The sequence below is a fragment of the Cupriavidus sp. SW-Y-13 genome, assembly GCF_009793345.1.
Lineage (GTDB): Bacteria > Pseudomonadota > Gammaproteobacteria > Burkholderiales > Burkholderiaceae > Cupriavidus.
This window is the reverse complement of record NZ_WHLX01000004.1, coordinates 155,600-181,150: the sequence shown is the minus strand read 5'-3', so window position 1 is coordinate 181,150 and position 25,551 is coordinate 155,600. Positions and strand designations below refer to the sequence as shown.

Sequence of the window (25,551 nt, the reverse complement as noted above, 5' to 3'; positions counted from 1 at the left end):
TTGAGCCTCCTACTGGGGGTATTGAAAGGAAGCGTTTGATGGCATCGGTAAACAAGGTGATTCTGGTCGGGAACCTCGGTGCGGACCCGGAAACCCGCTACATGCCCAGCGGCGATGCCGTGACCAATATCCGGCTGGCGACAACCGACCGCTACAAGGACAAGCAGTCTGGCGAGTTCAAGGAAGCCACCGAATGGCACCGTGTCGCCTTTTTCGGGAAACTGGCTGAGATTGCAGGTCAGTACCTGCGGAAGGGTTCGTCGGTCTACATCGAAGGCCGCATCCGGACACGGAAGTGGCAGGATCAGTCTGGCCAGGACAAGTACAGCACCGAGATCATTGCGGACCAAATGCAAATGCTGGGCGGCCGGCAAGGGGGCGCGGACGGACACGATGACGGTCCGCCCCCCCAAGAGCAAGGGTATGCAGACGATGGCAACCAGGGAGATAGCACGTTTATCTAAGCCGCCCTCCTCCACCCGCGACTCTTCTCAGCCCGCATTGCGGGCTTTTCTTTTGCCGGCAGCACGCGTGCGTGAAGGGCCTACTACTTGCTGTGACTCATATCCGATCGCAAATCAACCCAGAATGGAGATCTGACATGAATCATCAACAGCAAGCTCGGAAAGCCTCTGAGACCGAGTTGAAGGGTATTGGATGCCGAATGGAGGTCGGCTTTGCTCTGGCAGGACGGCGTTTCAAAGTGCAGGACTGGGGTCTGATCAACTTCCATGCCACCGAGACGCTGGCCATGCGCGAGATGGAGGGCTCATCGGATGCGCGGATTCTGGCCGTGATACCGGCTGAAGTCCAGTTTGCTGCAAACGGCAACGTTCGTCTGTGGAATTGCCTTGGGGAGCCCGTCGCGCAACGGGACCCACCATCGCAGCAGGAGGCTCTTCCACTCGCCTGATCTCCATCTCCCCTATGTCAGGTCATCGCAAGGGTCCGACATCCACTAGGAGATCAAACATGGCAATCCTGCATATCCTCAAACTCGCCGCACTGGCGTTTGTGAACCGTCTCTTTCGTTCTCAGACCGTGTCGACCACAGGGAAAGATCCCAAGGGCTTCAACATCTATGAGTATGAGGGAACGCCGAGCGTCACGCCCGGATACTTCATCGTCCGTTTCCGTCATGTTCTCAATGGTGAAGTTCGGACCAAGCACCGTCAACGCATGACCGACCAGGAATGGAAGGCCACGCGCGAGCGACTGGAGCAAAGCCGCGAGGAGGCCGGGGCGTTTGGCACCGCCGCCCTTCCGGCGTTGTCCGTGAATAGCCACGACGGCCACTAGTATCGGAATCAACTGCACAGAAAGGGTCCGCGTCTATCGATGCGGACCCTTTTTCTTACGCGTCATTGCGTGCCATACCAAAGGGCAATGCAAATGCACACTCAACCAATGTCCGGAGTATCGTCATGCAAGTTCAAGAGCAAGAGGTGAAGTTTGAGTCGCTGGAACTATGCCTGGGTCGCAATGGAGAGGTCAAGACAAGCGGGCTTCTGATCCGTGACCTCGATGGCTACATAGAAATGCAGCCTTTGACGTCACGCGGGGTGCCTGCGCGATGCCTCATGCAGATCCCCAGCGATCAGCGCGTGCTCAATCAAATGGCCGAGGTGTTCACACGCCTGGCCGCGCGAGCTGCTGAGTCGCTTGGAAAATAGAAATAAAGGCGGCCCGGATACCGGCGCCGCCTTTTTTACTTGCGCCCTCGAGGTGTTCGCGTGCTGCTCGTCGGACTAGATCGCGGTACTGCAGGCCGCCGGCGTGGAGCCAACGATACGGACACTTACCGAGTTCGGCTCGACCTTGTCGATCGCGAGATGGGTACCGGCCATTGAGATGATCCGCAGATCATTCATGTATGCCAAGTCGCGGGAGCCGCGGATTCGGCCGGACGCATCGGTCCGAAGGACGCGGTACTTCGCCACGCCGTCGTTGGCGCCAAGAAATACGGTCGAGACGCCGCAGAGCGCTGGCCCGCTCGTCCGAGACTTGGTGATCACCATGTCGCCCGGGGTGATCGAGACAGGTTCCTGCATCTCGTAGGTGTCTCCCGTCGCCTTCAGTGCATTCTCGAGTACTGCGCCGGTGTCCGTAATGGCGAAGTAGCGATTCCGGGCGAAGAGCGAGTTGCTCTCAGGGGCGGCCTTGACCAGATAGAAGGTCCTCCCCTCGTTGTCGACGATCCTTGCTGCCGGCGCAACGCGGGCGCCGGCCTTGAGGGACAGGGAAGCGTCGCCGGCCTCGAGCTTCACCTCTCGGACAACCTCCAGGAGCGGCGTGGTCGTCTTGGTCGAGACCGTGAACTCCATGAGCTTTGCACCTGGTGCGGCGGTACGTGTGTCGCCGGGTTTGACCCCGTCGGCGCCATTGATGCGCTCGACCGCCGGGCGAACCTGCCCGACAGGTACAACGTTCGGGAACGTCGATTTCACCGTCGTAGTACCGCCGGCGATCGCGGAGAGGGATAGGGTCGACATGGCCACGGCCATGCCAAGCATTTTCTGCATGAATTTCTCCTTGGTAACCACAAGAACCGGGTTTGGAGGCTGATGTCCTGGGCTCAAGCCCCGCTGGCGGGCGGACCGGTGCCCTCCCGCCAGCAAGGCCCCATTCATCGCAATGTGCCGGGCTGATTCTTGGCTCGGATGGCAGCCAGGCGGTTCTCAGCGAGCTTTGCGATCGTTGGCTGCGCCCGCCGGCGGATTGTGTCCAGCGCGAGCTCGACGGACATGTTGCCGGCCACCGCCGAGTAGGCCGTCTCCGGCGAACAGCCGTCCTCAAGCACGGATTCGGCCTCCGCACTCGCAACCACAAACGTCGGCACCGCGGTTACCTTGAACGCCTTGAAGAGGTCCGGATGGATCTCCCAGGGGGCGCCCGCGCGGTTGACTTCGAGCGCGGCGAGCTTGGTTGCCTTGAGCGACCCGTCCTTGAAGCCGCGGACCACCATAACGGCGCCCGTCTCCTTGGCCTGTCGAGCCAGCTCAGTAAGCACGGGCTTTGGCATCGAGAACGAGACAAAGATGATGAGGTCGTTCGCCCCCTGCTTTGCCGGCGCCGGGCCACCCTTCTTGGCCTCTGCATACTGCTGCATTATGTCGTCCAGGCTCTGCGTCCGCACTGGCGGCGGCGCCTTAATCGTGGGGACCTCGACCTTGAACGTACCCGGCTTCACCGGCTTGATGTTCTGTCCAAGGACTGCAGCCGCCTCTTCTCGGTGCTTGGCCATTTCCGTCTGGATCTCGGCTTCGGGTGGCAGCGCGAGCGACTGAGCGATGGCCGTGCCAGCCCAGCCATTAGCCAGGAGAAGCGCCGCTGCAGCAATCACGTTTGCGGAATATCGCATAACCAAAGTCCCTCCAGCCCGGCATGGGCAGTTCAGTGTTTGTTTGAGTGAGAATGGGCGATCGCCCGATCGGGTCGCAGCATTTGCCGGCGATCTTGACGGTCTGCGGAATCGGGTACAGGCGCGTAAACTTGTACTGCCGCTTATCCATGATGATCTGCGGGTAGTAGCCGCACATGGCATCGCTGCCGAACGCTGACCACTGTGTTCCGGCGGCATGGAGTTTGGCCAGAACGCGCGTCGTCTGGAGCCGCGCAGTCTGCTCCATGCTCAGGTGAGCCTCATTGTTCCCTGTCAGGGGATACATGTGCCCATAGGCGCCCGCGGCCCAGAAGATCTCTGGGATCGGAAAGCCTGCAGTAGCCGCCACTGCGTCGGCTGACATTGCGCCGATGGCAACCATCCCCCCGAACGGGAACGCGTAAGGCGCGATGATGCCGGCGAGCTCATCATCGTTGTGCGTCGGGTCGGCGAATGACACCCAAGGGATGTCTATGCCGCGCTGGTCCAGACAGGAATCGTCCAGAATCGCGCCCATGACGTACAGAGCCGGGTTGATGTAAAGGTTCACCTGCATGAACGACGTCCGGGTGGACCCGATCTCGCCCGACTGGTCATCGGAGATCTGGCCGAAGGCGTCGGCGTTCACGCCAGTGTTCACCCTCACCCCACCGAGCAGCGGGAAGCAGCCTGGAACGGAAGTCACATCCGTCATCATGTCGAACTCCCAGAATGACGTCGGGATGCCGACTTTCGGCGGGTTCTGGCAAAAGCAGATCGGGTTCACGGGGCCAGAATCGAAGTCGTCCTGGCCGCCCCCGAGAAGCGTCGCGGTGCCGAACAATTTGATCGGCATCATGCATGACCAGCACACGTCGGAGATCAGGTTGGGAAACTTGCCCGTGCAAAGCGCGTCGGCGTTCGCCGTGCCCGAACCGAAGAGTGCACCGGCGAGCAGGAGGGCCGCTGAGATGAGCTTCTTCATGGCGCGAACTCCTCGATCTGCAGCATCTTCCCCTTCTGGGAAAGCACTGCCGGCACCCGCTTGATGCCAAAGTGCTGAGTCAGGATACCCTGCTGGTCAAAGTAGACCGGTCGCTTCCATTCGCGATCCAGTTTCAGGAACGAGCCCGCGACGAGGACGACCTTGTCTCGGGGGTTCTCGTCGATGCGCTTCTTGGCGTACTGGACTTGCTTCGGGTCGCGGCCGTCGATGAACACGATGGCCTTTGACAGAGCGGTGAAATCGAGCGGATTGAGCTTGGTCCCCGCGGGAACGAGAACATTGCCCAGGTGATCCTTCACGTTGTCACGGTAGGTATAGGTAGGATCGAACGTCCACACCTTTGGACCGGTTGCGGTCGTTATACCCGGAACTGGAGGGGGACTTTCCAGGTTGGAGAGCTGCTTGTTCCTGTAGTCTTCCCAGAACTTCTTCAGCTGGCCCTGCTTCTCCATGTTGGTCAACCGACCTTTGATCATGTCGACAGCGTCCTGCTCCTGGATGTCCCAGGTATTGCCGTATCGGCCGAGAGATTCGGCAAACGACGCGCAGGCGATGGTAGAGAGTGCCAAGCCAAGGAAGAGCGCTGTAGTGCGGCGGCTTACCTTCATATGGGCTCCGATCAACGACGTAGATAGCACAAAACCGCGACCTTGGCCGCGGCTTTCGATGCGCCACTCACCGTGAAGGCGAGTGGTTGGGGGGATACCTGATTACTTCGCACCATTGAGCCACGCGTCGATTCGCGTAGCGTCAGCGGCGCCCGGCAAGATGCGGCCATCGGCGCTGAACAGCGTCGGGGTGCCGCGCACGCCGAGGCTGTCGCCCAGTGCAGCAATACGCTTGATCGGGTTGTCGCACTTCGCCGCCGGCGCCGGGACGTTCTGGGTGACGAGCTTGTCCCACGCAGCAGCGCGTTGCGCGGCCGGCAGGCACCAGATCGACTCCGACTTGGCACTTGCCTGCGGGTGGAGGGAGTCGAGCGGGAACATGAACGTATAGATGGTCACGTCATCCAGCTGCGGAAAAGCCTGCGCTTCGAGCTGCTTGCAATACGGGCAGTCGGGGTCGGAGAAGAGGTAGAGCTTGCGGGTGCCCTTGCCTTTCACGCGCACGATCGCGTCCTGAATGGGCAGCTTGCTGACGTCGATCTTGTTGGCGGCTTCGCGTTTCGAGGCGGTGAGATCCTGGCGCTTCTCCATGTCGTACATGCTGCCGAAGAGGAAGTAGTGCCCTTCCTTGTCGGTGTACGCGATGTTCTTGCCCATGGTGAGCTCGTAGATGCCCGGAAGCGGGGTGGCCTCGACGCTGGTGAAGTTCGTGTTGGGATACTTGATCTTCAGTGTCGCCATCACGCTGTCGGTCTCAGGCGAAGCGTGGGCAGCGATGGACATGGCGGCAAATGCCAGGGCAGCAGCAATCTTTTTCATTCGTGTTCCCTCAGGTTCAGTTGTCGGAAGGGGTATGCAAATACGATTGGATCTTCGGTTTCCCGCGTCCAGCGATCAATGAAGATTCATCACACGTAACTATACACGTTATGTATTGAATTGGCGTCTTCTGTATAATTTGACGTCGTGGAGGGTATTGGTGAGGCGAATGAGCCACATTGGTGTGGCGTTTGGTGGATGCAAATCTGGCCGGCGCGGCTGAATTGGCGTGAATATCTCCTTTTGCTCGCCGGAGCGTCCCCTGCCCTCCACAAGGCATCATCTTGGATAGAGCAGCTTCACCCTGGCGCCCCCGCCGGGAGAACTGCATTCACTGGCTACGGATTTGAGGGACAGCACGTGACTGAAGGGCGTACGGAATTGCTCTATGCGGCGTTTAGAGAGAGGGTTGAATACGGGGTCGTCTCAGAAAACGGAAAATAAAGCACGCTAAGGCATAGCCGAACCTGCCAAGCTTGCTCCACCCTGTAGTGACGCGATCAGCGGGCAGGAAACGTTCCCCCTTCGCGCATGGCAGGCGCACACCAACTCAGACAGCACGGCCTCCATGCGCGCCAGGTCAGCCATTTTCTCGCGCACGTCCTTGAGCTTGTGCTCGGCCAGACTGCTGGCTTCCTCGCAATGGGTGCCATCCTCCAGCCGCAGCAGCTCGGCGATCTCATCCAGGCTGAAGCCCAGCCGCTGGGCTGATTTCACGAAGCGCACCCGCGTTACATCCGCCTCGCCATAGCGGCGGATGCTGCCATAGGGCTTGTCAGGCTCCAGCAACAAGCCCTTGCGCTGATAGAAACGGATGGTCTCCACATTGACCCCGGCCGCCTTGGCGAAAACGCCAATGGTCAGGTTCTCCAAATTGTTTTCCATATCGCTTGACTCCGTACATGAGTACGGAAGTAAGGTTACGCTATCCAATTTCAATTCGAAAGGACAAGCGCATGTCTGAACCAAAAACCGGGCGCGGCGCGCTCTTCACTGGAGGGCTTGCCGCCATCCTCGCCTCGGCTTGCTGCCTCGGGCCGTTGGTTCTGATCGCCTTGGGGTTCAGCGGCGCTTGGATCGGCAACTTGGCGGTGTTGGATCCCTATCGCCCCATCTTTATCGGCGTGGCGCTGGTGGCGTTGTTCTTCGCCTGGCGGCGCATCTACCGGCAGGCAGCGGCCTGCAAACCGGGTGAGGTCTGCGCGATTCCCCAAGTGCGAGCTACTTACAAGCTCATTTTCTGGATCGTGGCCGCGCTGGTTCTGGTCGCGCTCGGATTTCCCTACGTCATGCCATTTTTCTACTGATCGGAGTTCACCATGAAGAAACTGTTTGCCTCCCTCGCCCTCGCCGCCGTTGTTGCCCCCGTCTGGGCCGCCACCCAGACCGTCACGCTGTCCGTACCGGGCATGACCTGCTCCGCCTGCCCGATCACTGTCAAGAAGGCGATTTCCAAGGTCGAAGGCGTCAGCAAAGTTGACGTGACTTTCGAGACACGCCAAGCGGTCGTCACCTTCGACGATGCCAAGACCAGCGTGCAGAAGCTGACCAAGGCAACCGCAGACGCGGGCTATCCGTCCAGCGTCAAGCAGTGAGTCACTGAAAACGGCACCGCAGCACAACGGACGTCATTGTCTGGCGCCACAAACGATAAAGGATCTGTTGCATGACCCATCTAAAAATCACCGGCATGACTTGCGACTCGTGCGCGGCGCACGTCAAGGAAGCGCTGGAAAAAGTGCCAGGCGTGCAGTCGGCGCTGGTGTCCTATCCGAAGGGCACAGCGCAACTCGCCATCGTGCCGGGCACATCGCCGGACGCGCTGACTGCCGCCGTGGCCGGACTGGGCTACAAGGCAACGCTAGCCGATGCGCCACTGGCGGACAACCGCGTCGGACTGCTCGACAAGGTGCGGGGATGGATGGCCGCCGCCGAAAAGCACAGTGGCAACGAGCCCCCGGTGCAGGTAGCGGTCATTGGCAGCGGTGGAGCCGCGATGGCGGCGGCGCTGAAGGCCGTCGAGCAAGGCGCGCAGGTCACGCTGATCGAGCGCGGCACCATCGGCGGCACCTGCGTCAATGTCGGCTGTGTGCCGTCCAAGATCATGATCCGCGCCGCCCACATCGCCCATCTGCGCCGGGAAAGCCCGTTCGATGGCGGTATTGCGGCAACTGTGCCTACGATTGACCGCAGTAAGCTGCTGGCCCAGCAGCAGGCCCGCGTCGACGAACTGCGGCACGCCAAGTACGAAGGCATCCTGGGCGGTAATCCGGCCATCACCGTTGTGCACGGTGAGGCGCGCTTCAAGGACGACCAGAGCCTTACCGTCCGTTTGAACGAGGGTGGCGAGCGCGTCGTGATGTTCGACCGCTGCCTGGTCGCCGCGGGTGCCAGCCCGGCGGTCCCGCCGATTCCGGGCTTGAAAGAGTCACCCTACTGGACTTCCACCGAGGCCCTGGCGAGCGACACCATTCCCGAACGCCTTGCCGTAATCGGCTCGTCGGTGGTGGCGCTGGAGCTGGCGCAAGCCTTTGCCCGGCTGGGCAGCAAGGTCACGGTCCTGGCGCGCAATACCTTGTTCTTCCGTGAAGACCCGGCCATCGGCGAGGCGGTGACAGCCGCTTTCCGTGCCGAGGGCATCGAGGTGCTGGAGCACACGCAAGCCAGCCAGGTCGCCCATATGGACGGTGAATTCGTGCTGACCACCACGCACGGTGAATTGCGCGCCGACAAACTGCTGGTTGCCACCGGTCGGACACCGAACACGCGCAGCCTCGCGCTGGACGCAGCGGGGGTCACTGTCAATGCGCAAGGTGCCATCGTCATCGACCAAGGCATGCGCACGAGCAACCCGAACATCTACGCGGCCGGCGACTGCACCGACCAGCCGCAGTTCGTCTATGTGGCGGCAGCGGCCGGCACCCGTGCCGCGATCAACATGACCGGCGGCGATGCGGCGCTCGACCTGACCGCAATGCCGGCCGTGGTGTTCACCGATCCGCAAGTGGCGACCGTGGGCTACAGCGAGGCGGAAGCCCACCACGACGGGATCGAGACCGACAGCCGCACCTTGACCTTGGACAACGTGCCGCGTGCGCTCGCCAACTTCGACACACGCGGCTTCATCAAGTTGGTTATCGAGGAAGGCAGCCATCGGCTGATCGGCGTACAAGCGGTCGCGCCGGAAGCGGGTGAACTGATCCAGACGGCGGCTCTGGCCATTCGCAACCGCATGACGGTGCAGGAACTGGCCGACCAGTTGTTCCCCTACCTGACGATGGTCGAGGGGTTGAAGCTCGCGGCGCAGACCTTCAACAAGGATGTGAAGCAGCTTTCCTGCTGCGCCGGGTGAGAAAAAGGAGGTGTTCAATGAACGCCTACACGGTGTCCCGGCTGGCTCTTGATGCCGGGGTGAGCGTGCATATCGTGCGCGACTACCTGCTGCGCGGATTGCTGCGCCCGGTGGCGTGCACACCAGGCGGCTACGGCTTGTTCGATGACGCCGCCTTGCAACGGCTGTGCTTCGTGCGGGCGGCCTTCGAGGCGGGCATCGGCCTCGACGCGCTGGCGCGGCTGTGCCGGGCGCTGGATGCGGCGGACGGCGACGAAGCGGCCGCGCAGCTTGCCCTGCTGCGTCAGTTCGTCGAGCGTCGGCGCGAAGCGTTGGCCGATCTGGAAGTGCAGTTGGCCACCCTGCCGACCGAGCCGGCACAGCACGCGGAGAGTCTGCCATGAACAACCCCGAGCGCTTGCCGTCCGAGACGCACAAACCGATCACCGGCTACCTGTGGGGCGGACTGGCTGTGCTGACTTGCCCCTGCCACCTGCCCATCCTCGCTGTCGTGCTGGCCGGCACAACCGCCGGTGCTTTCCTCGGCGAGCATTGGGTCATCGCGGCGCTCGGTTTGACCGGCCTGTTCCTTCTGTCCCTGTCGCGGGCGTTGCGGGCATTCAGGGAAAGAGAATGAGCGCTTTCCGGCCGGATGGATGGACGACGCCGGAACTGGCCCAAGCGGTCGAGCGCGGGCAGCTTGAACTGCACTACCAGCCCGTCGTCGATCTGCGCAGTGGTGGGATTGTCGGCGCGGAAGCCCTGTTGCGCTGGCGTCATCCGACGCTTGGACTATTGCCACCGGGCCAGTTCCTGCCCGTGGTCGAATCGTCCGGCCTGATGCCTGAAATCGGCGCTTGGGTGCTGGGCGAAGCCTGCCGCCAGATGCGTGACTGGCGAATGCTGGCATGGCGACCGTTCCGGCTGGCCGTCAATGTTTCGGCGAGCCAAGTGGGACCGGACTTCGACGGGTGGGTAAAGGGCGTGCTGGCTGATGCCGAGTTGCCCGCCGAGTATCTCGAAATCGAGCTGACCGAATCGGTCGCGTTTGGTGATCCGGCGATCTTCCCCGCCCTGGACGCCTTGCGGCAGATCGGTGTGCGCTTCGCCGCCGATGACTTCGGGACGGGGTATTCCTGTCTGCAACATCTGAAGTGCTGCCCAATCAGCACGCTCAAGATCGACCAATCGTTTGTCGCCGGGCTCGCCAACGACCGCCGCGACCAAACCATCGTGCACACCGTGATTCAGCTTGCGCACGGGCTGGGCATGGATGTGGTGGCTGAAGGCGTGGAAACATCGGCGAGTCTTGATCTATTGCGACAAGCGGACTGCGACACAGGACAAGGCTTCCTGTTCGCGAAGCCAATGCCGGCGGCGGCATTCGCCGTCTTCGTCAGTCAATGGAGGGGTGCCACCATGAATGCAAGTGACTCGACCACCACCAGTTGCTGCGTGTGCTGCAAGGAAATCCCGCTCGATGCCGCCTTCACCCCGGAAGGCGCGGAATACGTCGAGCACTTCTGCGGGTTGGAGTGTTATCAACGCTTCGAAGCGCAAGCGCATCGGTTACGTCCGCGTCAGCAGCTTCGACCAGAACCCAGAACGGCAGCTCGAACAGATCCAGGTGGATAAAGTGTTCACCGACAAGGCGTCGGGCAAGGACACACGGCGGCCCGAACTGGAACGGCTGCTCGCCTTCGTGCGCGAAGGCGACACGGTCGTGGTGCACAGCATGGATCGTCTGGCGCGCAACCTCGACGACCTGCGCCGCCTGGTGCAGGGCCTCACCCAGCGCGGCGTACGCATCGAGTTCCTTAAGGAGCATTTGACCTTCACCGGCGAGGACTCGCCGATGGCGAACCTGATGCTGTCGGTAATGGGCGCGTTCGCCGAGTTCGAACGCGCCTTGATCCGCGAGCGGCAGCGCGAGGGCATCGCGCTCGCCAAGCAGCGCGGGGCCTACCGTGGCAGGAAGAAATCCCTGTCGTCTGAGCGTATTGCCGAACTGCGCCAACGTGTCGAGGCTGGCGAGCAAAAGACCAAGCTGGCTCGTGAATTCGGAATCAGTCGCGAAACCCTGTATCAATACTTGAGAACGGATCAGTAAATATGCCACGTCGTTCAATCCTGTCCGCCGCCGAGCGCGAAAGCCTGCTGGCGTTGCCGGACACCAAGGATGAGTTGATCCGTCACTACACGTTCAGCGAAACCGACCTCTCCATCATCCGGCAGCGGCGCGGCCCGGCCAACCGGCTGGGCTTCGCCGTGCAGCTCTGTTACCTGCGCTTTCCTGGTGTCATCCTGGGCGTCGATGAGCCGCCGTTTCCGCCCTTGTTGGGGTCTCCTCGTTTTCAGTGCAATAAGTGACGGTACGCAAAGCTAGCACTGGCGCGGGGGTGGTCTGGGTAGACCGTTGATTTCATTGACTTTCCTGTTCGCTTTGTAAACGGGTATGGTGGCCTCCCACTTTTGAGGTTCACGATGCAGGGTTGGCACACAACGTTTTTGGGGATGCGTGGGCTCCCCCGCGATATCAGCGACTTCGAGATGAAGGCATTTTTCACCTTCGATGGTGCCGAGCGCGACGCAATCAATGCACGCCGAGGTGATTCCCACAAGCTTGGTCTGGCGCTCCATATTGGTTTCCTGCGCATGAGTGGGCGTTTGCTCGGTGCCTTTCGGGTAATTCCAGTAGCCTTGTGGCGCCACCTTGGCAACGAGCTTGGCATTGCAGCACCAGAAGTCGCCTCGCTGAGAGCCATGTATGAACGCGGGCGCACGCTATTCGATCACCAACAAGTAGCCTGCACGGTCCTTGGATTCCAGTGGATGAGCGAGCACCAGCGCCGCTCACTGGTACGTGAACTGCGCGACGAAGTGGCGCGCTGCGCCGACCGCGATCAGCTACTCGTGCGGGCGCGTCAATGGCTGTACAAGAACAAGCTGGTGATCGTGCACGAGCGGGCAATTCGGACACTGATTGCGGCGGCACTTGCCCAGCTTGAAGTTGAAACAGGCACCGCCATCGCCGCCAGCGTTGATCCAGCAACACTTGATCGCTGGCGAGCCTCAGTTTCAGAGCTGCGCCCAGATGGACAAACCCAGCAGAGTTGGCTATGGGCTGCACCGGCGAAACACTCAACCCGCCAAATCAGCGAGGTACTGGAGCGCATCGACCTGCTTTACACGCTGGACGTTCATAAGCACCTGGCAGACATCCCCGATCTCATCTTGCGCCGCTACGCGCGCCGACTTGTCTCCAGGCCGCCCTCAGCCGGAGCCAAGATCAAAGAGCCAGCGCGCACCGTGGAGGTCGCATGCTTTCTTCGGTATTGCCTGTTCACCACCACAGACCAGTTGATCCTTATGGTGCAGCGCCGGATCGCCGATCTGTGGCGTCAGGCTGCCGCCGATGTCCCCGCTACCGTCAATTGGGCCGCAATGTACAAAACGCTGCTCGGCGAACTTGTTGCCTTGAGCGCGCAAGGTGCGGTGCCAGATGCTGAGTTGCGTGCCCGTCTTGAAGCCTTGATCACCGAAACCCAGAAACGCAAACCACCGAGCAGGGCCTCCCTGGTCCGCGAGGGATTGATTGATGGAATTCGCCCCGTGCGGTCGTTGCTCGTCGCCATTGCAAAGCTGCCCTGGCAGGCCACCGGCGAGCATCCTGCCATCGAGTACCTTGCCAAGCTGCAAGCTTTATATCTCAAAGGATCCAGAAAGCTGCCAGTTGAAGTGGTGGCACCAAGTCTGGGAATGATCTGGCAGGTTTCGATCTCCAGCCCAGACCGGGAACGGGCGTTTCAGGCGTTGGAGGTGGCCACCCTGTTTGCCCTGCGCCGCGCGGTGCGCAATGGCTCGGTCTGGATTGAGCACAGCCTGAGCTTTCGGGGTCGTGCGCGCTTGTTCTTCACGGACGAGCGTTGGCAGGCAGAGTCCAAGAAACACTATGCCCGTCTATCGTTACCCAGCAAGGCTGCCACTTTCTTGAAGCCTTTGCTGGCCAGAGTAACTGCCGGTGTCGATGCGGTGGCCGCTGCAGCCCGCAGTGGCGTACTGCGCGTGGATGATGAACTCCATTTGTCGCCATTGCCCGCAGAGGACGAAGACCCAGAAGTGACCAAGCTGCGCGCGGCTTTGGATCACCGCATCGGTGAGGTTCAATTGCCGGAAGTGATTCTGGCCGTTGACGCCCAGGTGCGCTTTAGCTGGATCATGCTCGGACGTGAGCCGCGCTCTACCGACGAGCTGCTGATGGTCTATGCCGGCATCATGGCCCACGGCACCAGTCTGACTGCGGTCGAATGCGCGCGCATGATTCCGCAATTGTCTGCCACCAGCATTCGCCAGGCCATGCGCTGGGCGCGGGACGAACGGCGTCTGAGCCAGGCCTGCCAGGCTGTGCTGGAATTCATGCAGCGACACCCGATTGCCGCCACCTGGGGGCGGTCCGATTTGGCATCTTCTGACATGATGAGCATGGAGACCACCAAACGGGTGTGGCAAGCCCGGCTTGATCCTCGGCGCAACACACCTTCCATTGGAATCTACTCCCATGTAAAAGACCGGTGGGGCATCTTCCATGCGCAGCCCTTTGTGCTCAATGAGCGCCAGGCGGGCGTGGCCATTGAAGGTGTCATCCGCCAAGAAAAGCTGGAGACCAGCCAGCTTGCTGTGGATACCCATGGCTACACCGACTTTGCCATGTCACATGCCCGTTTGCTTGGTTTTGATCTTTGCCCGCGGTTGAAGGAACTCAAACAGCGCCACCTCTTTGTGCCACGCGGCACCAAAGTGCCCGCAGAAATCGCTGCGGTGTGCGAAGCCAATGTCGACGTCGCTTTGATCGAAAAGCATTGGGATAGTCTGGTGCACCTGGCAGCCTCGGTCATGAGCGGACATGCCAGTGCGGTGGCAGCTCTTGCGCGGTTCGGTTCTGCCGCCCAGGGCGATCCAATCTATGAGGCTGGCGTGCAATTGGGGCGGTTGCTGCGTACGGCGTTTTTGGCTGACTACTTTGTCAAGGACGCTTTCAGGAACGAGTTGCGCCGGGTGCTCAATCGGGGCGAGGCTGTTAACGCCCTCAAGCGCGCCATTTATACCGGCCGGATCAGCCCGGCGCAGGCCAAACGTGTCGATGAAATGCAGGCTGTGGCCGATGCGTTGAGCCTGATGGCCAACATCGTGATGGCGTGGAATACCTCACAGATGCAGGCGGTCCTGGATCGCTGGTCGAACCGCCGCCAGGTCATTCCACCGGAACTGATCGGGAAGATTGCGCCCACCAGGCTGGAGAGCATCAACTTGCGGGGTGTGTTTCGCTTCCCGGTTGACCGCTATGCTGACCAAATCCTGCCTTCGCGGCCAAATGCATCGATAACTGGCACCAATGGATGAAACCGACCACGGTTTGACGCCACGAATCGCAGATTTGAAAGTGAACAGGAAAGTCAATGAAATCAACGATCTACCAACACCACCTCCGCGCCAGTGCTAGCTTTTCGTACCGTCACTTATTGCACTGAAAACGAGGAGACCCCAATATTGCGCGCTTGTGCCACGCTTCAGCTTTGGCCCACAAGACACACGTTCCTGGGATGTCGGAGAACCACTACCAGACGCTGGGAGTCAGCCCTGACGCTGATGCGGCAACTATCCGCACCGCGTACCGGCGCCTTGCCCAGAAGTGGCATCCGGATCGACTGTCCAAGGCCCCGGAAGCCGAGCGGAAATTGGCCGAAGAGCGGCTCAAGGATATCAATCGCGCCTACTCCGTTCTGTCGGACGACGCCCGCAAGCAGGCCTACGATGTGCGCAGTGGCTTCGGCGGTTTCGCGGCCGACGACGAAGCCGACGATGACGACTTCGATTCGGGACCGAGCCGTTATCAACGCCATTCGTCGTGGCGCAGCCCCCCGCCAAAGCCCCCGGAGCACGGCCGGGATTTGTACGTGAAGGCCACTACCGATGTGCAGACCGTGCTTCGCGGTGGGTACGTGAGAGTCGGCTGGCTCGCCGATGACGACTGCCCGCTTTGCAACGGGTCCGGCTACGTTTTCCACGCATACACGGCGGAGTGTCCTGAATGCGGCGGTATTGGCTGCTACTCGTGTGGTGGTAGGGGCCGAGCTAGGGCCAGGACGCGCTGCCCTTGGTGTACAGGACGTGGCTACCTATCGAGGGATCATCTATTCGAAGTGACGGTTCCCGCAAGGACGCACAATGGTTGCAACCTCCGGTTACTGGGGAAAGGCGGCCCAGGCTTCAACGGCGGCGCCCCAGGAGACCTCTACTGCATCATCCAAGTCAAGAAGCACAAGCTTGGCCACGTTCGAGGACTCAATGTCTACACGGAGATCCGAATCGATTGTATCGACGCAATGCTTGGTGCCACCCGAACATTCGAAGTCTTGGGCAGCGATCTCCAAATCAAGATTCCCGCCGGGACACGCGCCGGGAAGTACCTCAGGCTTGCTGGGCAAGGGCTGAGGAGCGGGGATGGGTCCGGGGACCTGGTCCTTCACGTCAGTATTGATATCCCCAAGGGCACGTTGTCGGATAAGCAGCGCCTTCACCTGAGGCGATTTGCGGGGTTGGAGCCTGAGCCGTCAACGGACCAGGAACAGGCCAGGCCAGCGGCCACCCCCCATCCTGAATCTGAGCCACTGCGAGCATCGGGGCGCGAGACACCCAGGATGCGGCAGATTGTCTATGCCGAGGCGGTGGCCGACTTCCACATTCGAACACTGACAGCGCAGGAGTTCTCCAACTACAGCATTGCCTCCAAGGCGTTCTCAGATTATGCGGACGGGTTCTATGCCTGGCGCGGGCAAAAGCAAACGGCGCAGCGCGTTGCCGATTTGCGCACGAGCATGCTATCGGTGGAGGGCATCAACAAGACGCTGTTCGCAGGCCAGCATGCGCCTTCAACGCTGGTTTCCTTTCTGCGGGCTCTCCGGCAGATGGAGCTCGGGGACCGATTGGTAGCAATCGGAAACTATGTGCGTTTTCCGCGCCAAACTGGACACCCATTCCACGGCAAACTGGACACTGATTCCACGGCAATCTGGACGGCCATTCCAGCGCAAACTGGACACTGATTCCGCCTCAAACTGGACAGTTTGAGGCGGCCAAGAAGGGCGTAGCAACGCGGGATAACCGTGGCACTCTGGCAGATTTTTCCGGGGTGTCAGTTGGCCAACAAGAGGTTATCCATGCGTAAAATCCAAGAAGTATTGCGGCTGTATTTCGGCCACAGCCGATCGAAGCGAGAAATCGCTCGCATCATTGGCGTCTCGCCGACCACCGTGTCCGATTACTTGGCACGTGCCAAGTTGGCGGGCCTGAGTTATCCGCTGCCGTCGGAGTTGGACGAACCGTCCCTGGAACGGCTGCTGTTCCCGCCCAGCGAGCCGTCTTCGGTGCAGCGACCAGCGCCGGACTGGCTGCGCGTCCACAACGAACTGCGCGGCAAGGGCGTGACACTGGAATTGCTGTGGCAGGAGTACAAGGCCGGGCAGGAGGACGGCTTCCAGTACAGCGCCTTCTGCGACCACTACCGGCGCTGGCGCCAGCGGCTGTCGCTGTCGATGCGCCAGACCCACACGCCGGGAGAGAAGCTGTTCATCGACTACGCCGGCCAGACGGTGGCCGTGACGGACGGTGCTACTGGCGAGATCAAGCAGGCCCAGATCTTCGTTGCCGTTCTGGGCGCGTCGAACTACACCTACATCGAGGCGACCTGGTCCCAACAACTGCCCGACTGGATCGCCAGCCATGTGCGTGCCCTGAACTTCTTCGGCGGTTGCACCGAGTTGTGGGTGCCGGACAATCTGCGCAGCGGCGTGACCAAGGCGTCGCGCTACGAGCCGGACCTTAACCCGACCTATCAGGACCTTGCCAACCACTACGGCGTGGCTGTGCTGCCGGCCCGCGTACGCCGCCCCAAGGACAAATCGAAAGTGGAGAATGCGGTGTTGGTGATGTCGCGCTGGGTGCTGGCGCGCCTGCGCCATCAGCGCTTCTTCAGCCTTGGCGAACTGAACCGCGAGATGCGTGCCCTGCTGACCGCCCTGAACCAACGCCCGTTCAAGAAGCTGCCCGGCAGCCGCGCCAGCGCCTTCGCCGAAATGGATCAACCAGCCTTGCGCCCCTTGCCAGCACAGCCCTATGAGTACGCCGAGTGGAAGCTTGCCCGAGTCGGCGTTGACTACCACGTCGAGGTCGACGGTCACTACTACTCGGTTCCTTACCAACACGCACGCGAGCAGGTCGATGTGCGCGTCACCGGAGCGACGGTCGAGATCTTCCGACACGGCCAGCGGCTGGCCAGTCATGCCCACTGCGCCTTCAAGGGCCGGCACACGACGGTTGACATGCATATGCCGCGGACCCACCGCGAGGTCGCAGGCTGGAGCGCGGAGAAACTGACCAGCCGGGCTACTGCCATCGGCCCCCGCTGCACCACGCTGGTCGAACGCTTGTTGCACCAGCGGCGCCATCCGCAGCAGGCGTTCCGCAGTTGCCTGGGTGTGCTTCGGCTGGGACAGGAGTTCGGCAACGCGCGCCTCGAAGCGGCCTGCGCGCATGCACTCAAACTCAACGCCGTGAGTTGGAAGAGCCTGCAATCGATCCTCAAGAATAGCCTGGACTTGCAGACCCCGCCGGGCGCGCAACGCACGCTCGACCTGCCGGAGCACGAGAACCTGCGCGGCGCCCACTACTACCAATCGAACTCCATCCTGCACTGAAGCGCGAACGAAAGGAAAATGATGCTGCACCATCCCACCTACGACAAGCTGAACAAGCTGCGCCTGTTCGGCATGGCGCGCGCCTTGCACGATCAGGGCAGCCTGGACCTTGATCACCTCGGCTTCGAAGAGCGCCTCGGCCTGCTGGTTGACCGTGAGGCAACCGAGCGTGATGGGCGGCAGTTGGCTTTGCGCCTAGTGCGCGCCAAGCTCAAGCCGAATACGGTTGCCGAAGACACCGACTACCGCCACGCACGAGGACTGGACAAGCCATTGTTCCAGCGCCTGCTGGCCGGGCAGTGGCTGTCTGAGAAGCAGAACGTGCTGCTGACCGGCCCGACGGGCGTGGGCAAGACTTGGCTCGCTTGCGCGCTGGCCCACCAAGCGTGCCGTCAGGGCTACAGCGCCTACTACGTGCGCTTGCCGCGCCTGCTCGACGAACTGAGCATCGGCCGAGCCGACGGCCGTTACACCAAATTGCTCAAGCAGTTGGCCAGAATTGACGCCTTGGTGATCGACGACTGGGGTCTGGCTGTCCTCGACGATGTGCACCGCCGCGATCTACTGGAGGTGCTCGACGACCGCCACGGCGCCCGCTCGACCATCGTCACCAGCCAATTGCCGATCGATCACTGGCACGCCGCCATCGGCGATGCCACATTGGCCGACGCGATCCTCGACCGGCTCGTCCATAACGCGCATCAGCTCACGTTGAAAGGTGATTCCATGCGAAAAATGCGCGCCCGTTTGACAGCGCAGACTGACCAGGAGTAAAAACCGAACATCGACCCCGCGTCGCTGCGCCCGTAGTGTCCAGTTTGGCCTGGAACGCGTGTCCAGTTTGCGTTGGAACAGGTGCCCAGTTTGCGGCGGAGCGGGTGTCCAGGTTCGGCGGAATACGCAACTATGCCTGTCTGGTCTACGCATCGGCCGCCGGTGCCATCATCACGGACGCATCCCGGCACCGGCTCTTTGGTAAGCGGGTGCAACTGTTAGCTGTCGGCGCGTTGACACCAAAGGCTCTGATTGATGCTCTGCGGGAGGTCGATGAGACGTTTGAGGAGTTGGTCGGCCACGCCGGGAGATTCAGTGCGTTGAACGCTGCGGGCCTGACGATAGATATCATTGGGGCCGGCTTGGGAACTACCCTTCCAGGCAAACGAGCCCCAAGCAGGCTGCTCAACGACGAGAGCGCGGAGCTTGAGGACTACGGCATTGCCTCGCTCTTGGGCGATGGCATCGTCAGCGCGGTCGTGGTCTCGGACTCGGGACAGATGGAAAGGCTCGCTGCATTGAAGCCGTCTACATTCATTCGCTACAAGCGATGGGCGTCGGAACTGGCGGATATCGCGCCAGAAAAGCGCGGGCATTGCTCCAGGATGGCCGCCCTGGTCTCCGAACTGGCACGGGGGATCGCGCCGGCGGCCGTCAACCCCTGAAGAATCGGGTCGGCGAGAATCTGCGCCAGCTATCCCACGCGGCTTTGAGCCGCTCGGCTGGCCTATTTCGTGTGCATGACGTGGCGTCGTGGCTGCCGCGATCGCCGGACGGGGGGGCGGCGACATGCCGGCGAGTCACTAGTCATTGCCAAAGCTGCGCCAGGAATCCCACGCGGCTTTCAGTCGCGCAGCGGAGATTTCTTCCGCAAACCCCAGCTGGTTCTGCACGCCCAACGTCGTTTCGCCAGACGCAAACAGAGCCGCGGCAAAGCTGTTCCGGAGTATTTGGGGGCTGATGCTCTCGGCAGAGGCGTCCTCCCGACTCGTGTACACCCCCGACTCCTGCATGACCGCCTCACAGACGCGGAGTGCCATGACCGAGTTCATTGCACGCCCAACCAACCGGGTACCGGTGCCATTGCGGCCACCCCGGGAGATCCCTGCAGCGCCCCCTGCTTCGAGGAGGTCGATCCATGAACCGGAGCTGGGCATAGCCACCGGTGAACCTTCCTCGAGGGCCTGCAGCCTGTCGGGATCAACAATCTCTGCCGGGAAGACCAGATCGCCCACCTTGCGGCCCTTCCTCAGACATTCACGCTCCCACTTCCGTCGCTGCGCCAACCATCGTTTGAGCAGATCCGCCGCGAACGGCATGACGCGCACCTGGTGGAAGAACTTCGAATCCTCCCCCTGAACGGTGATTTGTACGGCACGTTTTGTCTCGATGCAGCTAACAGTCAAGCTCAGTGCCTGGTGAACCTTCAGGCCCGCCCCGAGAAACACCGCCACCATGGCTCGGTCACGTAGCTGTTTGCGGTGCGCGGTGATGTTGCTTGCTGGCTTGAGTGCGCTGTTCAGATGGGAGACCAGCCCGTCGTACTCAGACCGGCGCAGGAAGCCCATTTGCAGCGATGTATTCAATAAATTCTTTCTACCCGGCTCTATCCCTTGGGACGAACAGCTAGCGGGATTGAGCCGCTCGTTGGTGGTTGCATCGGCGCCAAGCAGGTGCTTGAATACCCGCTCGAGGAGCGCACGATATCGTTCCCGCTGGCTTGACGAGTTGGTGTCGGCCAGTGTGGAAAGAAAATCTGAGACGTCCTTCGCTGTTGTCTCCGTGACCAGGATCTTCCTTTCGTCCAGGAACGAGAGGAACTTCCCCCACTGCAGCTTGTAGATCTCAACTGAGGAGACTTTCAGCTGTGGTGCATCCTTTCGGCGACCCTTCAGCGTTGAGAGCCAGCCGTCAAAGGCTTGTTTGGGGTCGTTCTGCCAGTCGACGGCTTTCGGCTCGAAGATTTCCTTGTTGGCCATGTGCGCTCGCGGGAGATGTGGAGAGGTGCTTCAGAGCTTGACTGTTAGCTACATTATATAACTGGGTGCGAATAACGGCACATATTCGGCCTTTCCCCCGCCAAAAGCTGCCTATTTGTCCGCGGCATTGATGGGGATCTGCAACGCTTTCGTGGGCCGGTGTCGGTTGCTCTGCAGCCTATAGGTTGTAGCCATGCGCTGAATTGGCCGAAACAATCGCCGGCACATGTCGCTGACCGAACAAGGTGTCAAATGCCTTCTCCTCCCGCCGTCCCCCTCCGACTGCAGGCCACGGTTGCGGGAGCCGAGCGCGCATTCTTGGCCGCGGCGAAGAGCGCGCGGCCAAGCGGGGTTGGCTTGGTACGAGACTGGAAAATCGTATGCACGATCGATTGGCCAGATACCCGGCCTGGGAATGGCATCGCCGTGGCCATTTGCTCCGATCGGATCGCGTCTTCGGCCATGCCACAGCAGCGCATCATTGGCTGGGTGTGGCGGCAGTTTGCTCCGGCCAGGCGCTATGACAGGCACGGCTCAACCTGGCTCGATATTGGTTTTGCCGGATTGAGCGAGGCGCAGGACTTCTTCAGGCTTTACCACGATGTTCGCGTAGGGCTGATCAATCCGGATGTTCTTAGCCCAGTCGTGTCGCACTCTCCGGCCGAAGTGAGCGCATTGCTAGTGCCGGCGCGATCCACGATGCGGTTGGATGAGGGTGATATCGCAGCTACGTTTGGCCAACCGACCGACAACGGCACGAGATCGCTGCTGGATCAATACCGGGAGGCAACCGCAGGCATCACCCACGCCACCGTAGCCGACCAGCATGCGAGACAACGGATCGGACTAGACTTGCTCTGGGGGGCGCTCTCGAGGCGGCACGCCGTATCCTGCCAATTGACGGGGCTCCAGGAGCAAGCGCATCTTCGGGTCACACACATCAAGTCGTGGGCCGCCTCCTCGGACGCGGAAAGGATGGATTTGTCCAACGTCCTAGTACTCACTGCACACATCGACGAAGCGTTCGGCCCCGGGTTTGTCTCCTTCGACGATGACGGCTCCCTGCTAGTCTCGTCAGAGTTTCGGGACTACTGCCAGCTACGTGAACTCCCTTTCCTGGCCACAGGACAGCTCAGGCCGAAGCCGAACAAATTGATGCAAAGGTACCTGGCCTGGCACCGCGCACATGTCTACCGCCGCGCACCATCTGCCAGGATCTTCACTCCAAACTGGCTCGGCAGTTTTCAGGGGCACCGAGGCGGCTCGAAGTAGGGCTAGTCGGAAAAGAAAAACCCCGGCAGCTCGAAGAGCACCCGGGGTTGGTTTGGATCAGACAGCGGGTCAGGCCTGCTGCAGCCAGGGGCGCACCCCCTCTTGTCGCTCGGTCATGTCCACGAAGCCGCATTGCACGAGCATTTCGCAGAACTGCTTGCCGGTTACGTGCTTGGCGTCTGCGGCGGACATCAATGCCAAAAGGTCACTGAATTCCGCCAGCGCCGCCCATGCGTCGTCAAAGACTGTGAGTTCCGGAACGATGTCGCGACCGAGCTCTCGCCACACCACGCGCATCTCCCCGGTGGTGCCGCCTTCCGGGGCGTAGAAGCCAAACAACACTTCATCGAGCACGGATGTCTTGCTGCGGTGGTACCAGGCCTCCGTAGAATGGACAAATCCGCGCACGCAGCCCGCATGCCTGCCAGTCTCGATTGTTTTCATTTCTATTCCTTTCTCCGATTCGGGAATTGCCGTAAGTGCTCGCCACAGGGCGAATCTCTACAGGCGGTTGATAGCTGCCTTGGACGATGCCAAACCAGTAGATTCAGTCCTCCAAGTTTGCGAGTGCATCCTCGGGGTCCGTGTCGGTCAGCAAACGCTGCGCCGCACAGGCGCCACGCCATGCCTCGACCTCATGAGGATGGGTGGCCTTGTCAAAGCGATACCCTTGTCGTACGTGATAGCCCCGCAACTCGTAGAGTTGTCTGGCCAACTCGTTCGTCTGCTCGACGACCTGCTTGTCCGTTCGCATCATCTATCCTTGGTGATGCCCTTGGGGCCGCCCTGCGAGGACGGTTGGGCGGTGGTTGGATTGGAGGAACGGGCCGCAGGGCGCCCCGACTCTCCACATGCCTGGTAAGGGGTGATGCCCTACAAGCAGGTATAGATCTGGGCCTTGCACCGATCAAAAGAAAAAAGCCCACCAGACATCGATCCGGTGGGCTGGGCGGTTAAGCCGCGCGTCGCTCGAGGACGGTGACGGTCTTGGGAACCATGATGGTTCGTTCAACCGGCGCGAAGTCGGAAAGCAACTCGATGAAATTCTCGCGAATCTCATCGCACGCAGCATCGAACGCCATGACGACGTCGACGCGCGAGCGCAGTTCGTCCATGCTCATGTCACTGAAATCAGTATCCTGATCGATGGGACGCATCGGCCAGGACGAAAGCGTGACCGGGGACTTTTCGTAGTTCGCGCGCCCGCGATCGCCGGTGGCCGAACAGACGCCGCAACGGTTGTCCGCGGAACAGTCCTTCAACAGCGGTTTGAGCTTGCGAACCATGGCCAGCTTTTCGGTGTCCGAGAGCGCGATCGCCTGGATTGCCGATTGACCGAGATAGACTTCGTCGTGCCAGAGGCCCCCATTGCGGAGGATTTCGGCGCCGATGATGCCTTCCGCACCGTCCAGGGTAGGAGCGACTCGCCTGAAGTTCCGCTGGCCGCACGACCGGCAGAAGGACAGATGCTCCGTGCTCTTGTACTCACTGCGATAGAGGACCAAATAGCCACCGGAGCGCCCGTTCGTCCCAATCGTGTACGTCCCGTGCATGGAGTGGGTGAACTCGCGAATGGGATCAGCAATGCGATCCCAGTACGTCTCCGCCCCCAGCATGTCGTACGCGGCGTCGGTTTGCTCGCGGTTCAGGCCAATACGGTCGACCTTGATGCAGTGGGCATAAGAAGTACTGCGGTTGTGGCTGGCAGCGGTGTGGTAGCGGAAGTGCGAGGACAAGAATTCCGTCATCGCACGGCGGGAACGGCGGTCTACTGCTTTGGAAAAATGGCTCATGATCGATCTCCTGGGTAAGAGGCCACTTGCGATGGCCTGACAGGTAGGAGATGTTTCACACGCAGCGGTACTCAAAAAAAGAAAAGCCTCCAGTCACACATCGTGAGCTGGAGGCTGCGATCGCGGTGCGATCAGCTTATGCCGGTAGCGGTTCAACCTTGACGGTGACCCACTCTCCGTTGACCAGATGGTCAGTTAGGCGGCAGCCATTGAGTTCGTAGACAAACGTTGGACCTGCCTTGGCACGGATGCCCATGTTTAGCTCCTCATCCTTAGGCGGTACCGAACTGCTGTACGCCGGCATCCTTGAACCGCTTCAGCGCATCCCGCAAGCCATCGGCATTGGGCAACACCTCTGCTTGTGTTTCGACACCACCGGGTGCGTAGAGCGCGATTCCGATGGGTTTGCCCGGCTGCAAGTTGGTGCTATCGGTCGTCCAGTCAGAGATCATGATCTGCCAGGGTCCCGATTGCCCTTGGAGCTCGAGGAACCAGCCCGAGTACCCTCCTCCGGTCGAAGCATCCGTAAGGCCCTCCGATCGTAGGAAACCCTCGATCTCGGCGCCAGTTTCAAAGGTGTGATCCATATCAATCTCCTGTTCGAGAAATTCTAGCCTGGTGCAGGCTCTACTCCTTGCCTCTTGAGATGAAGCGCAGGTGCACACAAGCCGGCCGATCAGAAAAGAAAATGGCCCGTCACTCGCGAGAGTGGACGGGCCGTCGTTGGTTAGAGTGCCACAGGCTCAGGAATTTCCAGGAGCTGCTCCTCGGCGACGACTTCCAACTCGTCGAGCCGTTTCCGCGCGTCCAGGACAATATCGGCAAAGGCCGGATCGTCGGCAGGAGCGCCACGAAGGACCGTTACCCCAACATCGTCGACAAAGGCGAACCAGGCAGGGGAACTGCCACTGCTGATCTCGCGATCACGCATGACCCGTCCGCCGATCAGGCTCCCCAGCGTCATCGTGCGGCACGACTCTCCGTCCACGATGCATCCAGAGACGATCATGCCGACACGCTTGTTCGTTTGGACACTTGCGTCTACGCCGCCACCATCTCCGATATCGACCGCGACTCGGTAGCCGCAGCCGTGACAATGCGCCGCCGAGGACTCGTACCCAAAATTGTCCTCATACAACGTTGCAAGGCAATCCTGGCCACAATGGGGACAAAGCTCCTGACAATCGACTTGCCTGGAGGTAGACATTCTTGCTCCTTCTGAAGAATTGAGGCCTCGGATCTGGCCTGATATGCCGGGATGATCAACATCGCGGCATAACCGGCAGAAGCAGCTCGAGCTCGCCGAAGGAGGTTAGGAAAGGAGCCGGCCTGCCACGCCGGCTTCAGGCAAAAGAAAAACCCCCGGGCACGATGTGCGCCGGGGGCATGGGTTACTCCTTCACGATCACGCGGCTAGCGGGCTCGTTCCGGCGGGTACCGTCGTCGATCAGATGAGCGATTTTCGTGGCGAGATCGCGCAGGAGAACCCCCGCATGGACCACCTTCAACACCATTGTTCCCTCCGCCTGGACCAAAATGCGGAGTCCGTGCTGACCTGGGGCATGCTCGAGGACCAGAAAGCCCTTCAGTTTCGAGGTATCCACGCGAAACTGCAGCGCAGGCGCCCGTTCGGCCTGGAGGTCATCGACATCTCGGAAAATGATGCGATCGATGTCAGCGCCGGCGTCAACCAGCATCTGCCAGAGCGTTCGCTCACCGTCCGGGGCATGGAGGACTTCCACGACCTCAATCATGTTGAGAAGGCGCTGCGATTTGATCAGGTCACGGTCGACCGGCAGCTTTGTAGACGAAAAGCCATTCACTTCGGTGTTTGCGGATTCGATCATGCTGTTCA

General features: G+C 60.9%; 29 protein-coding genes and 2 pseudogenes. 18 read left to right on the top strand and 13 right to left on the bottom strand.

What is annotated here, in order from left to right:
• Positions 1-38: 38 nt before the first annotated feature.
• The 4 genes and pseudogenes from ssb to GA566_RS30900 all read left to right on the top strand — a co-directional run.
• Positions 39-401, top strand: a pseudogene (ssb, locus tag GA566_RS30915) (single-stranded DNA-binding protein); the annotation flags it as partial.
• A gap of 200 nt (positions 402-601) precedes the next feature.
• Complete coding sequence (locus GA566_RS30910; protein ID WP_149135183.1) at positions 602-913, top strand: hypothetical protein; 312 nt, start codon at positions 602-604, stop codon at positions 911-913.
• A gap of 59 nt (positions 914-972) precedes the next feature.
• Entirely contained in the window at positions 973-1,299 is a 327-nt protein-coding gene (locus GA566_RS30905) for a hypothetical protein (RefSeq protein WP_187645066.1), read from the top strand.
• Positions 1,300-1,424: 125 nt separating this feature from the next.
• Positions 1,425-1,673: a hypothetical protein gene (locus tag GA566_RS30900; RefSeq protein ID WP_149135182.1), complete on the top strand. Its 249-nt coding sequence runs from the start codon at positions 1,425-1,427 to the stop codon at positions 1,671-1,673.
• Positions 1,674-1,748: 75 nt separating this feature from the next.
• Here the strand turns inward: GA566_RS30900 and GA566_RS30895 are convergent, their stop codons facing one another.
• From GA566_RS30895 to GA566_RS30870, 6 genes are all read right to left on the bottom strand, one after another.
• Positions 1,749-2,522 carry a hypothetical protein gene (locus tag GA566_RS30895; RefSeq protein ID WP_149135181.1) on the bottom strand — a complete coding sequence of 258 codons (774 nt, stop codon included), beginning with the start codon at positions 2,520-2,522 and terminating at the stop codon, positions 1,749-1,751.
• 104 nt (positions 2,523-2,626) lie between these two features.
• A complete protein-coding gene (gene trbC, locus GA566_RS30890) occupies positions 2,627-3,361 on the bottom strand; it encodes a type-F conjugative transfer system pilin assembly protein TrbC (RefSeq protein WP_237380954.1) in 735 nt (244 codons plus the stop codon).
• On the bottom strand, positions 3,312-4,346 hold the full coding sequence (locus GA566_RS30885) for a TraU family protein (RefSeq protein WP_149135180.1): 1,035 nt from the start codon (positions 4,344-4,346) through the stop codon (positions 3,312-3,314). The genes trbC and GA566_RS30885 overlap by 50 nt, the downstream gene beginning before the upstream one ends.
• Positions 4,343-4,975 carry a type-F conjugative transfer system protein TraW gene (gene traW / locus GA566_RS30880; RefSeq protein WP_149135179.1) on the bottom strand — a complete coding sequence of 211 codons (633 nt, stop codon included), beginning with the start codon at positions 4,973-4,975 and terminating at the stop codon, positions 4,343-4,345. The genes GA566_RS30885 and traW overlap by 4 nt, the downstream gene beginning before the upstream one ends.
• Positions 4,976-5,077: 102 nt before the next feature.
• Positions 5,078-5,794, bottom strand: coding sequence for a DsbC family protein (locus tag GA566_RS30875; protein ID WP_149135178.1), 717 nt, complete (start codon positions 5,792-5,794; stop codon positions 5,078-5,080).
• A 450-nt stretch (positions 5,795-6,244) separates the two neighbouring features.
• A complete protein-coding gene (locus tag GA566_RS30870) occupies positions 6,245-6,679 on the bottom strand; it encodes a mercury resistance transcriptional regulator MerR (protein ID WP_003131969.1) in 435 nt (144 codons plus the stop codon).
• 71 nt (positions 6,680-6,750) lie between these two features.
• Between GA566_RS30870 and merT the strand changes: the two genes are divergently transcribed.
• The 13 genes and pseudogenes from merT (at position 6,751) to GA566_RS30805 (ending at position 19,317) form a co-directional block, all read left to right on the top strand.
• Entirely contained in the window at positions 6,751-7,101 is a 351-nt protein-coding gene (gene merT, locus GA566_RS30865; RefSeq protein ID WP_006224622.1) for a mercuric ion transporter MerT, read from the top strand.
• A 12-nt stretch (positions 7,102-7,113) separates the two neighbouring features.
• Entirely contained in the window at positions 7,114-7,389 is a 276-nt protein-coding gene (gene merP / locus GA566_RS30860; RefSeq protein WP_003131987.1) for a mercury resistance system periplasmic binding protein MerP, read from the top strand.
• Between the two features lie 71 nt (positions 7,390-7,460).
• Positions 7,461-9,146, top strand: coding sequence for a mercury(II) reductase (gene merA / locus GA566_RS30855; protein ID WP_011514825.1), 1,686 nt, complete (start codon positions 7,461-7,463; stop codon positions 9,144-9,146).
• Between the two features lie 17 nt (positions 9,147-9,163).
• Positions 9,164-9,529 (top strand): mercury resistance co-regulator MerD, encoded by a 366-nt coding sequence (merD, locus tag GA566_RS30850; RefSeq protein WP_000995360.1) that lies wholly within the window; start codon positions 9,164-9,166, stop codon positions 9,527-9,529.
• Positions 9,526-9,762: a broad-spectrum mercury transporter MerE gene (merE, locus tag GA566_RS30845; RefSeq protein ID WP_003132004.1), complete on the top strand. Its 237-nt coding sequence runs from the start codon at positions 9,526-9,528 to the stop codon at positions 9,760-9,762. The genes merD and merE overlap by 4 nt, the downstream gene beginning before the upstream one ends.
• The gene (locus tag GA566_RS33480) at positions 9,759-10,760 is read left to right on the top strand and encodes a DUF3330 domain-containing protein (protein ID WP_008652068.1); all 1,002 of its coding nucleotides are present in this window, start codon (positions 9,759-9,761) and stop codon (positions 10,758-10,760) included. Before merE ends, GA566_RS33480 begins: the two co-directional genes overlap by 4 nt.
• A complete protein-coding gene (locus GA566_RS30835) occupies positions 10,666-11,235 on the top strand; it encodes a recombinase family protein (RefSeq protein ID WP_027982055.1) in 570 nt (189 codons plus the stop codon). The genes GA566_RS33480 and GA566_RS30835 overlap by 95 nt, the downstream gene beginning before the upstream one ends.
• A gap of 2 nt (positions 11,236-11,237) precedes the next feature.
• A pseudogene (locus GA566_RS30830) lies at positions 11,238-11,465 on the top strand (DUF4158 domain-containing protein); the annotation flags it as partial.
• Positions 11,466-11,609: 144 nt separating this feature from the next.
• The gene (locus GA566_RS30825) at positions 11,610-14,525 is read left to right on the top strand and encodes a Tn3-like element IS1071 family transposase (RefSeq protein WP_003049965.1); all 2,916 of its coding nucleotides are present in this window, start codon (positions 11,610-11,612) and stop codon (positions 14,523-14,525) included.
• 200 nt (positions 14,526-14,725) lie between these two features.
• A complete protein-coding gene (locus tag GA566_RS30820; RefSeq protein ID WP_237380952.1) occupies positions 14,726-16,228 on the top strand; it encodes a DnaJ C-terminal domain-containing protein in 1,503 nt (500 codons plus the stop codon).
• Between the two features lie 114 nt (positions 16,229-16,342).
• A complete protein-coding gene (gene istA, locus GA566_RS30815) occupies positions 16,343-17,878 on the top strand; it encodes an IS21 family transposase (protein WP_017515457.1) in 1,536 nt (511 codons plus the stop codon).
• Positions 17,879-17,899: 21 nt separating this feature from the next.
• Positions 17,900-18,652, top strand: coding sequence for an IS21-like element helper ATPase IstB (gene istB / locus GA566_RS30810; RefSeq protein WP_017515458.1), 753 nt, complete (start codon positions 17,900-17,902; stop codon positions 18,650-18,652).
• 104 nt (positions 18,653-18,756) lie between these two features.
• Positions 18,757-19,317, top strand: a complete 561-nt coding sequence (locus tag GA566_RS30805; protein ID WP_202127004.1) for a GSU2403 family nucleotidyltransferase fold protein — start codon at positions 18,757-18,759, stop codon at positions 19,315-19,317.
• A gap of 138 nt (positions 19,318-19,455) precedes the next feature.
• Here GA566_RS30805 and GA566_RS30800 read toward each other — a convergent pair whose 3' ends face one another.
• Positions 19,456-20,631 (bottom strand): tyrosine-type recombinase/integrase, encoded by a 1,176-nt coding sequence (locus GA566_RS30800; RefSeq protein ID WP_160475153.1) that lies wholly within the window; start codon positions 20,629-20,631, stop codon positions 19,456-19,458.
• Between the two features lie 462 nt (positions 20,632-21,093).
• Here GA566_RS30800 and GA566_RS30795 point away from each other — a divergent pair, with 462 nt between their 5' ends.
• Positions 21,094-21,903, top strand: a complete 810-nt coding sequence (locus tag GA566_RS30795) for an HNH endonuclease (RefSeq protein WP_149135170.1) — start codon at positions 21,094-21,096, stop codon at positions 21,901-21,903.
• 69 nt (positions 21,904-21,972) lie between these two features.
• Here GA566_RS30795 and GA566_RS30790 read toward each other — a convergent pair whose 3' ends face one another.
• The 6 genes from GA566_RS30790 to GA566_RS30765 form a co-directional block, all read right to left on the bottom strand.
• The gene (locus GA566_RS30790) at positions 21,973-22,347 is read right to left on the bottom strand and encodes a hypothetical protein (RefSeq protein WP_149135169.1); all 375 of its coding nucleotides are present in this window, start codon (positions 22,345-22,347) and stop codon (positions 21,973-21,975) included.
• Positions 22,348-22,450: 103 nt separating this feature from the next.
• On the bottom strand, positions 22,451-22,660 hold the full coding sequence (locus GA566_RS30785; RefSeq protein ID WP_160475152.1) for a hypothetical protein: 210 nt from the start codon (positions 22,658-22,660) through the stop codon (positions 22,451-22,453).
• A gap of 196 nt (positions 22,661-22,856) precedes the next feature.
• Complete coding sequence (locus GA566_RS30780) at positions 22,857-23,696, bottom strand: cysteine protease (protein ID WP_149135168.1); 840 nt, start codon at positions 23,694-23,696, stop codon at positions 22,857-22,859.
• Between the two features lie 272 nt (positions 23,697-23,968).
• Positions 23,969-24,283: a hypothetical protein gene (locus tag GA566_RS30775; protein WP_237380950.1), complete on the bottom strand. Its 315-nt coding sequence runs from the start codon at positions 24,281-24,283 to the stop codon at positions 23,969-23,971.
• A gap of 140 nt (positions 24,284-24,423) precedes the next feature.
• Positions 24,424-24,903 (bottom strand): hypothetical protein, encoded by a 480-nt coding sequence (locus GA566_RS30770; protein ID WP_149135166.1) that lies wholly within the window; start codon positions 24,901-24,903, stop codon positions 24,424-24,426.
• A gap of 184 nt (positions 24,904-25,087) precedes the next feature.
• Positions 25,088-25,543: a hypothetical protein gene (locus GA566_RS30765; protein ID WP_149135165.1), complete on the bottom strand. Its 456-nt coding sequence runs from the start codon at positions 25,541-25,543 to the stop codon at positions 25,088-25,090.
• Between the last annotated feature and the right edge of the window lie 8 nt (positions 25,544-25,551).

What these genes read in the sequence shown, in the direction of transcription:
- GA566_RS30910 (WP_149135183.1), top strand. Translation starts at nt 602, where the DNA reads ATGAATCATCAACAGCAAGCTCGGAAAGCCTCTGAGACCGAGTTGAAG.
- GA566_RS30905 (WP_187645066.1), top strand. Translation starts at nt 973, where the DNA reads ATGGCAATCCTGCATATCCTCAAACTCGCCGCACTGGCGTTTGTGAAC.
- GA566_RS30900 (WP_149135182.1), top strand. Translation starts at nt 1,425, where the DNA reads ATGCAAGTTCAAGAGCAAGAGGTGAAGTTTGAGTCGCTGGAACTATGC.
- GA566_RS30895 (WP_149135181.1), bottom strand. Translation starts at nt 2,522, where the DNA reads ATGCAGAAAATGCTTGGCATGGCCGTGGCCATGTCGACCCTATCCCTC.
- trbC (WP_237380954.1), bottom strand. Translation starts at nt 3,361, where the DNA reads ATGCGATATTCCGCAAACGTGATTGCTGCAGCGGCGCTTCTCCTGGCT.
- GA566_RS30885 (WP_149135180.1), bottom strand. Translation starts at nt 4,346, where the DNA reads ATGAAGAAGCTCATCTCAGCGGCCCTCCTGCTCGCCGGTGCACTCTTC.
- traW (WP_149135179.1), bottom strand. Translation starts at nt 4,975, where the DNA reads ATGAAGGTAAGCCGCCGCACTACAGCGCTCTTCCTTGGCTTGGCACTC.
- GA566_RS30875 (WP_149135178.1), bottom strand. Translation starts at nt 5,794, where the DNA reads ATGAAAAAGATTGCTGCTGCCCTGGCATTTGCCGCCATGTCCATCGCT.
- GA566_RS30870 (WP_003131969.1), bottom strand. Translation starts at nt 6,679, where the DNA reads ATGGAAAACAATTTGGAGAACCTGACCATTGGCGTTTTCGCCAAGGCG.
- merT (WP_006224622.1), top strand. Translation starts at nt 6,751, where the DNA reads ATGTCTGAACCAAAAACCGGGCGCGGCGCGCTCTTCACTGGAGGGCTT.
- merP (WP_003131987.1), top strand. Translation starts at nt 7,114, where the DNA reads ATGAAGAAACTGTTTGCCTCCCTCGCCCTCGCCGCCGTTGTTGCCCCC.
- merA (WP_011514825.1), top strand. Translation starts at nt 7,461, where the DNA reads ATGACCCATCTAAAAATCACCGGCATGACTTGCGACTCGTGCGCGGCG.
- merD (WP_000995360.1), top strand. Translation starts at nt 9,164, where the DNA reads ATGAACGCCTACACGGTGTCCCGGCTGGCTCTTGATGCCGGGGTGAGC.
- merE (WP_003132004.1), top strand. Translation starts at nt 9,526, where the DNA reads ATGAACAACCCCGAGCGCTTGCCGTCCGAGACGCACAAACCGATCACC.
- GA566_RS33480 (WP_008652068.1), top strand. Translation starts at nt 9,759, where the DNA reads ATGAGCGCTTTCCGGCCGGATGGATGGACGACGCCGGAACTGGCCCAA.
- GA566_RS30825 (WP_003049965.1), top strand. Translation starts at nt 11,610, where the DNA reads ATGCAGGGTTGGCACACAACGTTTTTGGGGATGCGTGGGCTCCCCCGC.
- GA566_RS30820 (WP_237380952.1), top strand. Translation starts at nt 14,726, where the DNA reads ATGTCGGAGAACCACTACCAGACGCTGGGAGTCAGCCCTGACGCTGAT.
- istA (WP_017515457.1), top strand. Translation starts at nt 16,343, where the DNA reads ATGCGTAAAATCCAAGAAGTATTGCGGCTGTATTTCGGCCACAGCCGA.
- istB (WP_017515458.1), top strand. Translation starts at nt 17,900, where the DNA reads ATGCTGCACCATCCCACCTACGACAAGCTGAACAAGCTGCGCCTGTTC.
- GA566_RS30800 (WP_160475153.1), bottom strand. Translation starts at nt 20,631, where the DNA reads ATGGCCAACAAGGAAATCTTCGAGCCGAAAGCCGTCGACTGGCAGAAC.
- GA566_RS30795 (WP_149135170.1), top strand. Translation starts at nt 21,094, where the DNA reads ATGCCACAGCAGCGCATCATTGGCTGGGTGTGGCGGCAGTTTGCTCCG.
- GA566_RS30790 (WP_149135169.1), bottom strand. Translation starts at nt 22,347, where the DNA reads ATGAAAACAATCGAGACTGGCAGGCATGCGGGCTGCGTGCGCGGATTT.
- GA566_RS30785 (WP_160475152.1), bottom strand. Translation starts at nt 22,660, where the DNA reads ATGATGCGAACGGACAAGCAGGTCGTCGAGCAGACGAACGAGTTGGCC.
- GA566_RS30780 (WP_149135168.1), bottom strand. Translation starts at nt 23,696, where the DNA reads ATGAGCCATTTTTCCAAAGCAGTAGACCGCCGTTCCCGCCGTGCGATG.
- GA566_RS30775 (WP_237380950.1), bottom strand. Translation starts at nt 24,283, where the DNA reads ATGGATCACACCTTTGAAACTGGCGCCGAGATCGAGGGTTTCCTACGA.
- GA566_RS30770 (WP_149135166.1), bottom strand. Translation starts at nt 24,903, where the DNA reads ATGTCTACCTCCAGGCAAGTCGATTGTCAGGAGCTTTGTCCCCATTGT.
- GA566_RS30765 (WP_149135165.1), bottom strand. Translation starts at nt 25,543, where the DNA reads ATGATCGAATCCGCAAACACCGAAGTGAATGGCTTTTCGTCTACAAAG.